General features: G+C 30.5%; 10 protein-coding genes. 2 read left to right on the plus strand and 8 right to left on the minus strand.

The features are described from left to right. Window positions 1-120: 120 nt before the first annotated feature. The 3 genes from H3143_RS01910 to H3143_RS01920 form a co-directional block, all read right to left on the minus strand. Window positions 121-915, minus strand: coding sequence for a lysophospholipid acyltransferase family protein (locus tag H3143_RS01910; protein ID WP_182078530.1), 795 nt, complete (start codon window positions 913-915; stop codon window positions 121-123). Then, window positions 915-1,250 carry a holo-ACP synthase gene (locus H3143_RS01915; protein ID WP_182078531.1) on the minus strand — a complete coding sequence of 112 codons (336 nt, stop codon included), beginning with the start codon at window positions 1,248-1,250 and terminating at the stop codon, window positions 915-917. The genes H3143_RS01910 and H3143_RS01915 overlap by 1 nt, the downstream gene beginning before the upstream one ends. Before the next feature lie 77 nt (window positions 1,251-1,327). Continuing rightward, complete coding sequence (locus H3143_RS01920; RefSeq protein ID WP_182078532.1) at window positions 1,328-1,750, minus strand: hypothetical protein; 423 nt, start codon at window positions 1,748-1,750, stop codon at window positions 1,328-1,330. 66 nt (window positions 1,751-1,816) lie between these two features. Between H3143_RS01920 and H3143_RS01925 the strand changes: the two genes are divergently transcribed. Then, the gene (locus tag H3143_RS01925) at window positions 1,817-2,989 is read left to right on the plus strand and encodes a ribonuclease HIII (RefSeq protein ID WP_182078533.1); all 1,173 of its coding nucleotides are present in this window, start codon (window positions 1,817-1,819) and stop codon (window positions 2,987-2,989) included. Between the two features lie 129 nt (window positions 2,990-3,118). On the opposite strand, the gene H3143_RS01930 is transcribed toward H3143_RS01925, so the two are convergent. Next, complete coding sequence (locus H3143_RS01930) at window positions 3,119-3,508, minus strand: hypothetical protein (protein ID WP_182078534.1); 390 nt, start codon at window positions 3,506-3,508, stop codon at window positions 3,119-3,121. 545 nt (window positions 3,509-4,053) lie between these two features. On the opposite strand from H3143_RS01930, the gene H3143_RS01935 reads away from it, so the two are divergent. Next, window positions 4,054-5,082, plus strand: a complete 1,029-nt coding sequence (locus H3143_RS01935) for a ribonuclease HIII (RefSeq protein WP_182078535.1) — start codon at window positions 4,054-4,056, stop codon at window positions 5,080-5,082. Window positions 5,083-5,188: 106 nt separating this feature from the next. Here the strand turns inward: H3143_RS01935 and H3143_RS01940 are convergent, their stop codons facing one another. From H3143_RS01940 to H3143_RS01955, 4 genes are all read right to left on the minus strand, one after another. Next, window positions 5,189-7,342, minus strand: coding sequence for an FIVAR domain-containing protein (locus H3143_RS01940; RefSeq protein WP_182078536.1), 2,154 nt, complete (start codon window positions 7,340-7,342; stop codon window positions 5,189-5,191). A 322-nt stretch (window positions 7,343-7,664) separates the two neighbouring features. Next, window positions 7,665-9,893, minus strand: a complete 2,229-nt coding sequence (locus tag H3143_RS01945) for a hypothetical protein (protein WP_182078537.1) — start codon at window positions 9,891-9,893, stop codon at window positions 7,665-7,667. Between the two features lie 343 nt (window positions 9,894-10,236). Further along, window positions 10,237-12,330, minus strand: a complete 2,094-nt coding sequence (locus tag H3143_RS01950; RefSeq protein ID WP_182078538.1) for an FIVAR domain-containing protein — start codon at window positions 12,328-12,330, stop codon at window positions 10,237-10,239. Window positions 12,331-12,681: 351 nt separating this feature from the next. Continuing rightward, a complete protein-coding gene (locus H3143_RS01955; RefSeq protein WP_182078539.1) occupies window positions 12,682-14,760 on the minus strand; it encodes an FIVAR domain-containing protein in 2,079 nt (692 codons plus the stop codon). Between the last annotated feature and the right edge of the window lie 314 nt (window positions 14,761-15,074).

Below are 15,074 nucleotides of genomic sequence, written 5' to 3' on the forward strand. Positions count from 1 at the left end.
GTTACTTAAATTTTTAACACAGATTATTTTTAATTATGATCTTGCTTTAGCTATTTTTATTTATAAAAATAATAAAACAGTTACCAAGGAGTTTGGTAACTGTTAGATGGTTTTTCTTGTTTATCTTTTATTGAATTCAGCTAATTGTTTTTGATAAGTTTGTTGAATCAACTCTTTAATGATATTAATGACGAACGTCGATTCAGATCTTGAATAATCGATTGGTTTGAACGGTTTTAAGAATTCAATGTAGATCTTATTTGTTTTAGCTTTTTTAAATCCAGGTTCTACTGGGCGATCTTTGTCAGAAATAGTTTCCATTCTTCCCTGGGTGTTAAATAAACTAAAGGGAACGATCGGACAAAAGGCTTTATAAGCTGCTTTTATTGCACCTGGTTTAAACTCACCTAATGTATGAGAGAAGATTCTTGTCCCTTCAGCAAAAACACAAACTGAAGTGTTTTTTAATAACTCAACTTCATCTAGTGTTGCTTTAGCAGCTTGTTTGATACTATTTCGATCAATAAAGATCACATCAATTAGTGACATGATCTTACCTACTGATGTTTTTTTAAGTTCTGACTTAGCAACAAAGGTAAGTTCGGTAATATCTTTGAGATGATTGGCTAATCAGATCATCACAAATGGATCGATATTTGATTTGTGATTCCCAATAAACAAAACTGGTTTTTTGGGAATCAGATCTGCGTTTTTGATTTCAATCTTTAACCCTTTAAAAAAGATGATCCGACAAGCTAAGATATAAACAGTCTTAAAGCGGTTTTCTTTGGTATAGATTGATCCATTATTCTTATAAATGCTAGCCTTAATTAAAGCAATAATATATCTAATAATGAATTCAATACCAACAAAGGGAAAGATTAAAAAACTTAATAAACGAAGAATTAGTGGCATTAAATTCTTTCAGCTACTGCCATAGCTACTAATCTTTGACCTTCGTGAGAGATTGAAAGATGTAGCTTAATCTTTTCATTTAATGCGCATTCATAAGCACCATGAATCTTACGAATTTCTAATTGAGTAAATTCATCTCAAGTCTTAAGTGCTTTGAAGATTGCTTCTTTTAGTGCTCATCTAATCGCTAAAAAGATATTTTGATTAGAATCACCAATTACTGTTCTGTATTTGTTTTGTTCGTGTTCAGTTAAAAGTTTTTTAATGAACTCTTCTGACTTCTTCATTTGGAATCTGTCAATACTTACAACATCAATACCAACACCGATAATCATATTTTCTTCCTTATTTACGAATATTTTTCTACTCTTATTATTATATAATAAACAATCAAAAATGATAAGAGTTCTTTTTATCTAGAAAGCATCCGCTTAATGATCTCAACTTCACTAAAGATTCTAGATACTAGATTTTCCATCCTACTGACTTGAGTTGAGATCCCTGATAATGACATTAGTGATTTTTCTAACTGAGTGGTTTTATTCATAAAAGCAACGCGGTCATAACCATTGTCACTCATCTCTTTGATTTGCACGCGTTGGTCCCCAATAATTTGGTTTAAGCGTTCATTATCTTGTTGTAACTTCTTAAGCGTTTGTTCATGGTGTTCAAGTCGCTTGATCTGAGTTTCATAAAACTTTAAACTATCAATTACCCGATCAAGCACTTGATCTACTTCTTGAGAATCATATTCTCCTTCATTGTTATATTTAAATGAGATCTTTTCTAATTCTCTAGAAGTAATAAAATCAATCTTTTTGTTGTTAGTAGCCATTGTTAAGTATTAAGTGTAAACTTTTGTATATTTTAGAATATCAAAAATCTTTTTATAATTAGATTGATGGAAAAAACCAGTTATTCATTTAAGAAATTAGCAAAAGAAATAGTAGATAAGTTTATAGGTAATCTTAAAACTCTTAAGGCTGATGAAGTTAAGACTAAGAATACCAAAATCTACAAACGTTTTCATTATTTAAACAAAGCGATCATTATTATTTATAAAACTAATACTGTTACGATTCAACGAGCTAAATCAGGTACTCATACTGATTTAGATCGATTTGTTAAACAGCATTGTTTTTGAAATAATGCGTCCAAAAACAATGCTGCTAATAATAAAGGAAGCAAAAATAATTCCAATAAACAAAATACAAGCAAAACTGTCACTAGTAAAGTAAGTAAAAATAACTCTAATAAGCAAAACTCAAATACAACTACCAAGAATAGTGATAGTGTAAGTAATACTAATATAGAAGACATAAGCAAACTTACAAATGTCAGTGAAACTAAAACTAGCGTTAATAATAAGAAAACTGAACTAATTAATAACCAGAACGATTTTTTAGATCAAGACACAATTGGTTGTGATGAAGTAGGAGTTGGTGAATACTTGGGACCAATCGTTACTTGTTGTGCTTTAGTTAGACATGATCAAATTGATCGTGTTAAAAAACTTGGTGTTAAAGATTCAAAAAAATTAAGTGATGAAAAGATTGTTGAGATAGCTAATGAATTGAAAAAATTCATTAAGTTCGAAATTTTTTGTTTTGATCCTAACAAAGGAACATTAGGTTACAACCAAATGCATGAACGTTTGAACAGTCTTGAAGCTGTAAAAGCTTATATGCACAATGCTGGCTTGACGATATTTAAACTTAAATATCAGACCAATAATCCGATTATCTTAGATCAGGCTGTTCAAGAGGATCGATATTACGAATACTTAGAAGGTTTTAAAGATCTATCAATAGTAAAAATTGATTTGATGGAAACAAAGTCTGAATCTAAATACTTAAGTGTGGCAACAGCTAGTATTTTAGCTAGAGCATTTTATTTAGAACTTTGTAAAGAGTTACTACATAAAATTGGTTATACAGATGATTATAAGCTGATGTTAGGCACAAGCAACGAAATCTTTGAACGAATTAAAACATACATTCAAGAAAATCCACATTTTAATTGAAAATATGCTTTCAAGGTACATATGTTGGCTAAGTTTTTAGAATCGTTATAAGATTGATTGTTCTATCAACAATTGATATCAGTTAAACTAAAATTTAATATAAAAAAACATCGGAATGAGCCTTTCATTTCGATGTTTTTTTGCATCATTAAATCTTCTTGTTAACTACCAAGAACGGTTCTAACCTCTTATTCCGTTAATTCCGTTAAGTAGCCCACCTGTTACTTGATTTGCAGTTTTTTTAGCATTTTCAACTATCATAAGAACTTGTTTTAGATCTTCTTCAGCTTTTTTTAGATCTTGTTCTGTTGATTTAGAATCATTAAGAACAGATTCAGCTGAAGCATATGCTGACACTAAAGTAGGTCTTAGAGTTGCATATACTAATCCTGAATACATCTCTAATGTTTTGTTTTTAGTATCAACTAAAGATTTTAAAGAAGCTCTAGCAGCTTCTAATGGTGATTTTGGTTTTGATTCTGAAGTTTTAGTACAGCTAGCAGCTGTTAAAACTACAAATGAACCGATACCTAATAAACTAACAAACTTTAAAATATTCTTTCTTTTCACTTAAACTAAAGTAATAATATGCATTGATCGTGCATATTATTATTCAAGGATATATAAATTTGAATAAGCAATAAATCAATAAGTAATAAATCGCTTTATTTTCTCCCAGAAACCTTGCTGGCTAGTGTTCAACGCATAAGAGCTTCTTCTTCTTCTTCTTCTTCTTCTTCTAGAAAATAAGGGTTTTGTAATTTTTGTCGTGCGGACATGCTAAAAATGTTCGTTATTTTGACAATAAAAAAAGTACAAAATATTGATAGATCGGTATTAATAGTTTTATTTAACTAACTTAGCTTCTAAACATAAATATTATCTTAAACCGGTTTTAAATCTCTATTCGTATCATTTAAATCTGTATTCTTAAATACTTAATCAATTCCTTGATCAACTTCTAAGAAAGATATTCACTTTAGTAATCTCCTTAAATAAGATCTTCTCTAATTTTCATTAGTAATAAAACAGATCTTATTGTAGTTAATAACATTATTAATAAGTTAGATTTTTGTATCTTATCTAAGATCAAAAATCTTTTTATAATTAGATTGATGTCTAATAATAGTTATTCGATTAAGAAATTATCTAAAGAAACAATTGAACAGTTTGTCAATAGTTTAAAAGTTTATGAAGTTAAGAATACTAACAACTTAATTTATAAACGCTTTAACTATTTAGATAAACTAGTTATTAGTGTTTATAAATCGAATAGCGTTTTAATTCAGTTAACAAAGTTAGCTAGTCCAACTGATCTAGATCAGTTCATTAAACAATATTGTTTTTGAGCTGATGAATCAAAAAATAAGTCTAGTGATAATAAAGCTAGTAATAGTAAGGTAAGTAAAACTTCACCTAACAAGAAAAAAACAAAATCGACAACTGATCAGAACAAGTTCTTAGAAGGCGACACGATTGGTTGTGATGAAGTTGGCGTTGGTGAATACTTAGGGCCGATCGTTACTTGTTGTGCTTTAGTTAAACAAGATCAGATTGATCTTGTTAAAAAACTAGGGGTAAAAGATTCAAAATTATTAAGCGATGAAAAGATTATTGAAATTGCTAATGAATTAAAAAAATTCATTAAATTTCAAATCTTTTGCTTTAATCCTAAAAAAGGTGCACTGGAATTTAACCAGATGTATGATCGCTTAAAAAATATTAATGCATTAAAAGCATATATGCACAATCAATGCTTAATCTTTTTTAAGCAAAAATATCAGATCAACAATCTGATCGTACTAGATCAGTTTGTTGATCCAAATAAATACTATTTGCACCTAACTAATTTTAATGTTGAACCCATTATTAAAATTAATCTAATGGAAGAAAAAGCTGAATCTAAATATCTAAGTGTAGCTGTAGCTAGTATTTTAGCTAGAGCATTTTATTTAGAACTTTGTCAAAAGTTGCTAAATAAAATAAATTATAAAGATGATTACAAAAAGATGTTAGGTGCTGATAATAAAACTTTTGAGCGAATTAAAAAGCATATTTTAGCTCATCCTAATTTTGATTGAAGAAAGTTCTTTAAGGTGTTTTTTAAACCGTTTGCTAAGTTTTTAGAGTCGTTGGAAGATTAGTTATTTTTACTTAATTTAGTAAAAGTGAATACGAATAAGAAAAACATCAGAATGATTCAGCATTCTGATGTTTTATTTTTTTAACTAACTTGGCGTTTAAATTGATTTATTTCGCTGAAGCTTCTCTATTATTAGAACCAGAGTTAACAACCGTTTCTAAAGTAAATGTTAGGTTACCTACGTATGGAGTATCATCATTATTCATACCTGATAAGATAACTTTATTTAGACCTTTTTCTAGTTTTAAAGTTTTCTTCATTGAAGTACTGCTGTCAGTTACGGTTGTTTCCCCGTTACTTAAAGTTGTTGTTTTAGTATCAAAAGTTCCAACCTTATCTCAATTCATTAGAGATGTTGCTTCAAATTGAACGGAATTATTCATATCTGTTGTCCCTGTGCCTTCAGAAGTTGAGAACTTCAGATATCTCTTTTTATTCGTATTCACACCATTAGTAGTATTATCCCCATTAAGATACGAACCACTAATGTAATATTCACCAGCTTGTGGAGCATTTACATAAATTGTAAATGTTCGCATCTGATTATTCTCGCTAGGACTTCTGTTTAAATTAGTAAACATATGCTGAGTGTCACTCATTGGAAAACGTTCTTGAATCCCTCCAATTAACCCAACAAAATAGGTAGGATTTGATATTGGCATATCATTCTTCATATCTGAACTAGGTAATTGATAAAAGATCATACTATAGTTAGTACCTAAACTATAACCTTTTAATAAATCAACTATAATTGTTGATTTATTATCTTCTTTAGTAGAACTACTTCCAAATAGATCATCATAGATCTTATTTTTATTATCTTCACTATCAGATGAAGTTAAATACATGTTACCAATCATTGGAGCTACTTTAGACATAGCATCACCTTCTTGGGTAGGAACACTAAATTCAATTGTATTTAGACCAAACTTTAGATTTGATAATTGGATTTTAGCTACTTTGATGTCACCAACTGTTGGGGTATCGATCATTGTAGGAGTTGGAGAGGTTTCTTTAGCAGGAGTTTTTGAAGAAGGAGAAACTTCAGACTCTTCTGCATCAGGTTCAGCTTGAGCTGCTGGAGCAACTGTTGAAGTCTGAGATGAAGGAGTTACTGTTGTTGCTGTATTTTCTGTTTTAAAATCAATAGCTTTAACATCTTGATCATTTAATTTATATTGAAGCGCTACACTATCACCAGTTCTAACTAACTTATATGGGAAATATAAATAAGCTGTTGATGAAGCTCCAAAATATCTAAAACTTAAAGTATATTTAGCACCTGTTCCACTTAAGTTATAGATTCATGATACATCTGTTGGATATGGTGTAGCTTTTTCACCTTCAGCAGGTTCAGATAATTTTAAAGGTGTAGTATTATTTGTTCAAACTTTTCTTTGTGCAAAACTTCAGTTAGGTCTAGCTGTGGTGCTATTAGAATTTTGAGAATCTTGAGTGCCAGCAGTAGTAGCACTATTAGGATTAGTACCAACATCAACACTGTAACCAACAAAGCTGTAGTTACCAGGTTGCTCCATATTATTATCAGTAACGCCCATTAACTGATCTTTAACTAAAGCTTGTTTAACGAATTTATTAGCAAAATTATCAGCATTTGTTTTTCATGCATCATTTCTCATGATTGCATTACTAAGATCTTTATTAAGATCAGTTACATTCTTAACTTCAGGTATACTTCCCATAAGTGGATCTAAAGTAGGTGTAACAATCTCTTTAGCCTTAGTATATAAGTTATTAAGATTAGTTCTAATGGCTGAATAATTTTCAGCCATTAGACCATCTAAAAGAGATTTTTCTTGTTCCAATGCTTTCTTTAAACCATTATATTGATTTACTAATTCACTATTAGTAGTATCAAAATCTGTTTTAGCTTTAGATGCAGCTGAAATAGCTGAATCTAATTTTGTTTTAGCATCCTTAAGCTCTTGAGTTGTCGAACTAGAATTAGCTAGAACAACTTGAGCTGCATTATATGCTTTTACTAAAGTATCTTGGATCTTTGCATAATCAACATACATCTGAGTATTTAGATTTTTAGAATCAATTAATGTTGATAATGCAGTTTTAGCAGCTGCTAGTTCTGTAGCAGCTGGATCCATCATCGCTGATCCACCAGGTTGTGTTCTAGAACTAGGGTTTTGTGTTGGGTTAGTTGCTTGAGAACAACTTGCAGCTGCCAACATTACAAATGAACCAATACCTAATAAACTAACAAACTTTAATATGTTTTTTCTTTTCACTTAAAGTTAAACTTGATGATTTACTTAAATTTGATTTTCACCAAGAACAGATATATAAAGTTCAATAAGTAATAAATCAAGTTTATTTTCAGCTAGTTGGTTGATTCTATACCCTTGAACATCTAAGGTCTTCTTCTTCTTCTTCTTCTTCTTCTTCTAGAAAATAAGGGTTTTGAATTATTTAGATTGTCTATCCATCGCAAGATATATATATTTATTAAAAATATAAAAAAACCAGAATCTATTATAGATTCCGGTACTAATAATTTTATTTAACTAACTTAGCATTTTATTCAAATATAAACATATATTGGATTAATCATTAATTTGCTTTATCAGCTTCTACTTTAGAAACACTATCTGTTGAATTCATTAAAGTAAATGTAAGATTACCAATAAAAGGAGTAAATCCAGATGGTCTACCAAGAACTATTTTATTAATACCTTTCTTAAGGTGTAATGTTTTGTTCATGTTCATCGTATTATGACCACCTGTTGTACTCATCGTACCAACCATAGTAGTTTCTTCTTTTGTATTAAAGTTTAGTAATGAATTAAAAAATCCTGTTCCTGTTACATTAATTGTTACAGATTTAGAAGAGTCAGAAACATCATTTTCTGTAGTAAAATATAACGATCTTGATTGGTTTGCATTTGCATACGACCCACTAATATAATAATTACCATCTTGTGGAGCATTCACATAAATAATTAATGTTCTGTTTTGTCTAACTGCATTAGGAGTTATAGTTGTGTTATTTCTTGCAGAATTACCTCCATTGTTAACACCTACTTCCATAGTTTCATTACGAGATTGAGCACCACCTATTAATCCAACTAAATATACAGGAGTTTTATCTGTATTTAAATTCGTATATTGACGAATATACGTATCATAACTAGCAGCAAGACTATAACCTTTTAATAGATCAACTGTAACAGAAGTTTGTTCATTTTCTTTGTTAATAGTATTTCCAAAGATATCAGCATAAATTTTTTCTTTATTAGTTTCTTGATCAGATGTAGTTATATACATGTTTCCGATCATTGGAGCTACTTTATCCATTTGATCTGAACTGGTCGGAAGACTGAATTCAACTGTGTTAAGACCAAACTTTAAACCTGTTAATTCAACTTTAGCTACTTTAATATCATTTAGTGTTGGAGCTTCGTTCATTGTAGTCTTAGTAGGTGTTTCTTTAGTTTCAGCACTTTCTCCAGTTGATGATGAATCTTCTTCTTTCTTTTCTTCATCTTCTACTAATCTAACAGTACTTGAAGATTGAAGAGCTTCGGGTTGAGATGTAGCAGTTGCAACCGTAGTAGTCGTCTTAAAATCAACATTTTTCACTTCTCCTTCATTAACTTTATATTGAAGAGCTACTTTACCACTATCCATACTATTAACTAACTTATAAGGGAAATATAAGAAAGCTTTTTCAGATACTCCAAAATTACGGAATTTTAATGTATATTTAGCTCCCTCACCAGCTAAACTATAAATTCATGAAACATCTGATAAAGGTTTAGAATTTTTTGCATTATTAGGTATAGCAGTTATATTAGGTCCACTATTAGGTGCTGTTCAAACTACTCTTTGTGCAAAGTTTCAGTTAGGAAACTTGTTTTGGCTTGTATTATTACTATCTTGATTATTGCCTTGATTGGTATTGTTACTATCTTGATTATTGCCTTGATTAGTATTGTTACTATCTTGATTGTTTCCCTGATTAGCATTATTCGTAGTATTAGCTTGAGTCGTATTTAAATCAACACTATAACCAACAAAACTATAGATACCTGGTTGATCTTGATAAGTCTTATCTTTTCCAGGTGTTAAATCATTTTTGACTAAGACTTGTTTAACAAAACTATTAACTAAATTATCAGCATTTCGTTTTCATGCATCATTTCTCATGACTGCATTAGCAAGTGGTTCACTAATACCCATAACAGCGCTAGCTTCAGGAATACTACCTGTGAGCGGATCTAAAGTAGCCATAACAATAGGCTTAGCTTTTCCATATAATTCAACGAGATTATTCTTAATTGCTGAATAATTTGGTTCTTTAACAGAATCTAAAATTGTTTCTTCGACTTTTAGTGATTCTTTTAAACTGTTGTACGCAGTTACTAATGCACTATTTTTTGTATCGAAATCTTTTTTAGCCATATCTGCATTAGCAATAGCGGATTGTAATTTGGTTCTAGCTTCATTAAGATTTTGTGTTGTTGAAGAAGAATTACTAAGAACGGTTTTAGCAGCAAGAAATGCATTTTTCAAATTATCTTGAATTTTTGCATAATCAGCATAAAGACCAGTGTTTTGAGTCTCTGAGTCTACTAATGACATTAAAGCAGTTTTAGCAGCTGCTAATTCTTGAGCGGGAGTAAGTGGAGCTGGAGTTGGAGTTGTTGGTGTTGCTGGGGTTGATTTTGAATTTGGATTTTGATTAGCATTAATAGCTCGACTACAACTAGCAGCTGCTAACATTACAAATGAACCAATACCTAATAAACTAACAAACTTTAATATGTTTTTTCTCTTCACTTAAAGTAAGACTTGATTAAATTGTTTAAAATACATCTTAATCAAAGACGAATATATAAAGTTCAATAAGTAATAAATCAGGTTGATTTTCACCGATGTAGCCAGAACACTGAACGTTTAAGAACTTCTTCTTCTTCTTCTTCTTCTTCTTCTTCTTCTTCTAGAAAATAAGGGTTTTGAATAATTTCAATAGTTGATCCATCACAGATTTATATATTATTAAAAAATACCAGAACCTATTATAGATTCTGGTGCTAATAATTTTATTTAACTAACTCAGCGTTTAAACATAAATGTTATTTTTAAAAAATAAATCGAAACATTTATATTCTTGACCATTTTCTTAAGAATCTTGCTGACTGTTTTCATTCAATCTGTTAGCAGTTTGATTCATTAACGTGAATGTTAAGTTACCTATAAATGGTGTGTCTCCTCTTGCGATACTTGAAACCCCACTAACAATAATTTTATTTAAACCTTGTTTTAAGTTTATAGCTCTTTGCATTTCTGTTCCTGTAGTTCCATTTTGAATCATGGTATCGTTTTTACTGGTATCAAAACTTCCTAATGTTTCTCAATTATTTTGTTTTAAATCAGTTATTGTTACTTCACTCATCATGTTATTAGTTGTTTGAGTTGAGAATTTTAAAGCTCTTGGCATATTCATGGTTCCTTGTAAATATTGACCGCTAATGTAATAATTACCATCTTGTGGAGCGTTTACATAAATTGTAAAGGTTCTTTTGATACCATCTATGTTGGGGCTTGGTCTGTTATTTTCTAGCGTTGATTGTCTGATACGATTAGTACCACCAAAACGAGGTTGATTACCACCAATTAAACCAACTAAATAAACAGGGGTTTTATCATCTGTTAAATTTGTAAATTGACGAACATACATATTGTAGCTAGTAGCAAGACTATAACCTTTCAGTAGATCTACTGTAACAGCTGTTTTACTAGCTTCTTTTGATGTTGTATTTCCAAAAATACTGTCGTAAATTAGCTTTCTATTAGCTTCATTATCAGATGAAGTTATGTACATATTCCCAATCATTGGTGCAACCTTCATCATATTTTCGCCCATTCCTTGCGGAACACTAAATTCAATCGTATTTAAATTGAATTTAAGATTAGATAAAGCAATTTTAGCAATCTTAATATCAGAAACAGTAGGTGCTTCGTTTATTATAGTGGTTGAAGGTGTTGTTGGACTATCAGTCGTTTCTGAATGTTCACCAGTTTCTTCTGGTTTTTGTTTTTTAGAACCTTCTGTTTCGATCGATGATCCATAGCCAGTAGATTCAGATTGAGTTACCTTTTTAAAATCAATAGTTTTTGCTTCTTCGCCGTTCAACTTATATTGCAATGCAACATTACTTTTATCAGAATCTTTAACTAACTTATACGGGAAATACAAGTATGCTGTTGGTGATGCTCCAAAATAACGGAAACTTAATGTGTATTTTGCATCAACATTGTTTAAATTGTAAATTCAAGAAACATTCGTTAAAGGTGAAGAGTTTTCTCCAGTATTAGTAATTGGAAGAGTAGTAGTATTACTATCTTCAGCTGCTCAAACCGTTCTTTGCGCAAAGTCAAAATTAACATTATCTACATCAACACTATACCCTACAAAACTTCAATTTCCTGGATGCACTTTACTATTAGATTCACTTACACCAGTAATGTCTTTTTTAAGAATAGATTGATTGATGAAACTATTAACTAAATTATCTGCATTTCGTTTCCACATTACATTTCTAGAAATTGCAGCAGTAAGATTTTGGTTAATTGTCATTACGTTTTCAACATTAAGAGCGCTGTCAGTAATTGGGATTAAAGTAGTTTCAACAATAGTTTTAGCTTGATTGTATAAGTTGACGAAATTAGTTTTAAGCGCTGCATAATTTGGTTCTGATACAGAATCTAAATTGGTTTTCTGATTTTTTAACGCCTCTTTTAGAGCATTATATGCAGTTACTAAATCAACATTCTTTTCGTCAAAATCAGTTTTCTCTTTATTAGCATTAGAAATAGCAGATTCTAATGTTGATTTGGCATCTTTAAGACTTTGAGTTGTTGAATCAGATTTATCAACAGTTGCTCTAGCAACAGCGAACGCATTTTTCAAAGTATCTTGAATTTTCGCATAATCTGCATAAAGTGCAGTATTTTCATTTTCAGTATCAACTAATGTTGATAATTGATTTCTAGCTGATCTTAATTCTGTATCAACTGCATTCGTCATGTCTTGGTTGATATTAGTATTATCATTACCACTAGGCATGTCCATCATTGCTGACCCACCAAGTTCTGTTCTAGAACTAGGATTTTGTGTTGGACTAGCTGCTTGACTACAACTAGCAGCAGCTAACATTACAAATGAACCAATACCTAATAAACTAACAAACTTGAATATATTTTTTCTCTTCACTTAAAGTTAAACTTAATTAAGTTATTTAATACAAATCTTAATCAAGAACGAATATATAAAGTTCAATAAGTAATAAATCGGATTGATTTTCACCGATCTCACCAAATCACAAAGTGTCTAAGGTCTTCTTCTTCTTCTTCTTCTTCTTCTTCTTCTTCTTCTTCTTCTTCTTCTAGAAAATAAGGGTTTTGAATAATTTAGATTCACAACCCATCACAGGAATACATTTTTATTAAGAAAATAAAAAATCAGAACCTTTTATAGATTCTGATACTAATAATTTCTGGTGCTAATAATTTTATTTAACTAACTTAGCGTTTTATTTAAATACAACATTTATTGGATTTATCATTAATTTTCCTTATCAGCACCTTTCACTTGAGGTTGATTAACTGATGCATTCATCAATGTAAAAGTTAAATTACCAATGAAAGGAGTGTTTTCTCTTTCTACTCCACTAATAATAATTTTGTTGAGACCTTTTTGAAGCATCAAGGTTTTATTCATTTCATTGTTTGGAGTAATCATAGTATTTGAATCACTTGTATCAAACTTATCTAACGAAGTGAAATTTTCTTTTGCTTGGACTTGAATTGTTACAGAGTTGCTAGACATGTTTGTTGTTGCAAATTTTAAGGATCTCATTTGAGTCTTAGACGAAATGTAAGATCCACTGATATAGTAATTACCAGTTTCTGGAGCATTCACATAAACTGACAACGTACTAGTTTCAGCAAATGAAGAAGGAGTGCTTTGTTTATTTGTTAAGCTCTCTATTTTAGTCTTATTATTTGTAGTGAAGCGAGGAGTAGTACCACCAATCAATCCAACTAGATATACGGGGTTTTCAGTTTTCAAATTCGTAAATTGGCGAATATATGTATTGAAGTTAGCAGCAAGACTATAACCTTTTAGTAGATCAACAGTAACAGTAGATGGACTAGTTTCTTGGTTGTAACTGTTACCAAATAGATCTGCATAGATTTTATCTTCATTAGCTTCATCATCAGATGAAGTAATATACATGTTACCGATCATTGGAGCAACTTTAGAAGGCTGATTATCTCCAGTTTGTGTTGGAACTCTGAATTCAACAGTGTTAATACCAAACTTTAAATCTGTTAATTGAATTTTAGCAATCTTAATATCACCAACTGTTGGGGTTGCAATTCTGATAGTAGTTTCAGGCATAGCTTTATCAGCACTAGCTTCTTCTGGAGTTTGAGGTGATCCAGTTTGTGCATCAGACATTACTGCACGTTCTGCACCAACTGTACCTGATTGCTCACTTGCCGTTCCAAATTCAATAACTTTCTCTTCTCCATCATTTAATTTATATTGAAGAGCTACTTGATCATTACTATTAACTAACTTATAAGGGAAATATAAATAAGCTTTATTAGAAACTCCAAAATAAGGAAAGCTTAATTTATATTTAGCTTCAGGACCAGTTAAACTATAAATTCATGAAACAGATGATAAGGGAGTAGAGTTTTCTGCATTGTTAGGTATAGCTGTTACAGTAGCTCCACTATCTGGAGCAGTTCAAACTACTCTTTGAGCAAAGTTTCAGTTAGGAGTAACGTTCATATTAGAAGAAGTTGAACCTGTTGTTAACTGATCTGTTCCAATATCAACACTATAACCTACAAAACTATAGTTACCTGGTTGTGGCATAGTGTTTGATTGATTAGTTCCTGCAGTTAGATCTTTTTGAACTAAAGTTCTTTTAACAAAACTATTTACTAAATTATCTGCATTAATTTTTCACATCTCATTTCTTGTAATTGCATTAGAAAGAGGTTCACTAACTGCAGTGACGCTTGTAAGTACAGGACTATTTCCTTCAATAGGAATTAAAGTAGATAGAACGATTGGTTTAGCTTTCTCATATAGTCCTTTAAGATTATCTTCGATCGCTTTATAATTTGCGTTTGCTGCTAAAGAATCTAACATAGTTTTTTCATCTTTTAATGCATCTTTAAGAATAGTATATGCAGCTACTAATTTATCGTTTTTAGTATCAAAATCAGTTTTCTCTTTTTCGGCATTAGAAATAGCAGATTCTAATGTTGCTTTAGCATCTTTAAGACTTTGTGTTGTTGAATCAGACTTACCTACAACTGCTCTAGCAACACCAAATGCTTCTTTCAAAGTCTTTTGAATCTTTGCATAATCTGCATAAAGTTCAGTAGTTTTAGACTCAGAATCAACTAAGGTTGAGAAAGAAGCTCTAACAACACTTAATTCTCTAGCAGCAGGATCCATCATTGTTTCTGTACTACTTGGATTAGCGTTTCCATCATTTGGAGTAGCAGATCTTGGATTTTGTGTTGGATTAGCAGCTTGAGAACAACTAGCAGCTGCTAACATTACAATCGAACCAATACCTAATAAACTAACAAACTTTAATATGTTTTTTCTCTTCATTAGAGCTTAACTTGATGAATTTATTTAAAATGAACATTCATCAAGAATCAGTATATAAAGTTCAATAAGTAATAAATCGGATTGATTTTCATCTAGAGAGTTAGTTAATAACCCTTGAACGTATAGGAGCTTCTTCTTCCTCTTCTTCTTCTTCTTCTTCTTCTTCTTCTTCTAGAAATAAAGGATTTTGTTTAATTTTGATTTACAACCCATAGCAATGTACACGTTATTTATCAAGAAAATAAAAAAACCAGAACCTTTTATAGATTCTGGTACTAATAATTTTTAGTTAACTAACTTAGCACTTAAATGAA

Source organism: Mycoplasma tullyi, from assembly GCF_014068355.1.
GTDB classification, from domain to species: Bacteria; Bacillota_I; Bacilli_A; order Mycoplasmatales; family Mycoplasmoidaceae; genus Mycoplasmoides; species Mycoplasmoides tullyi.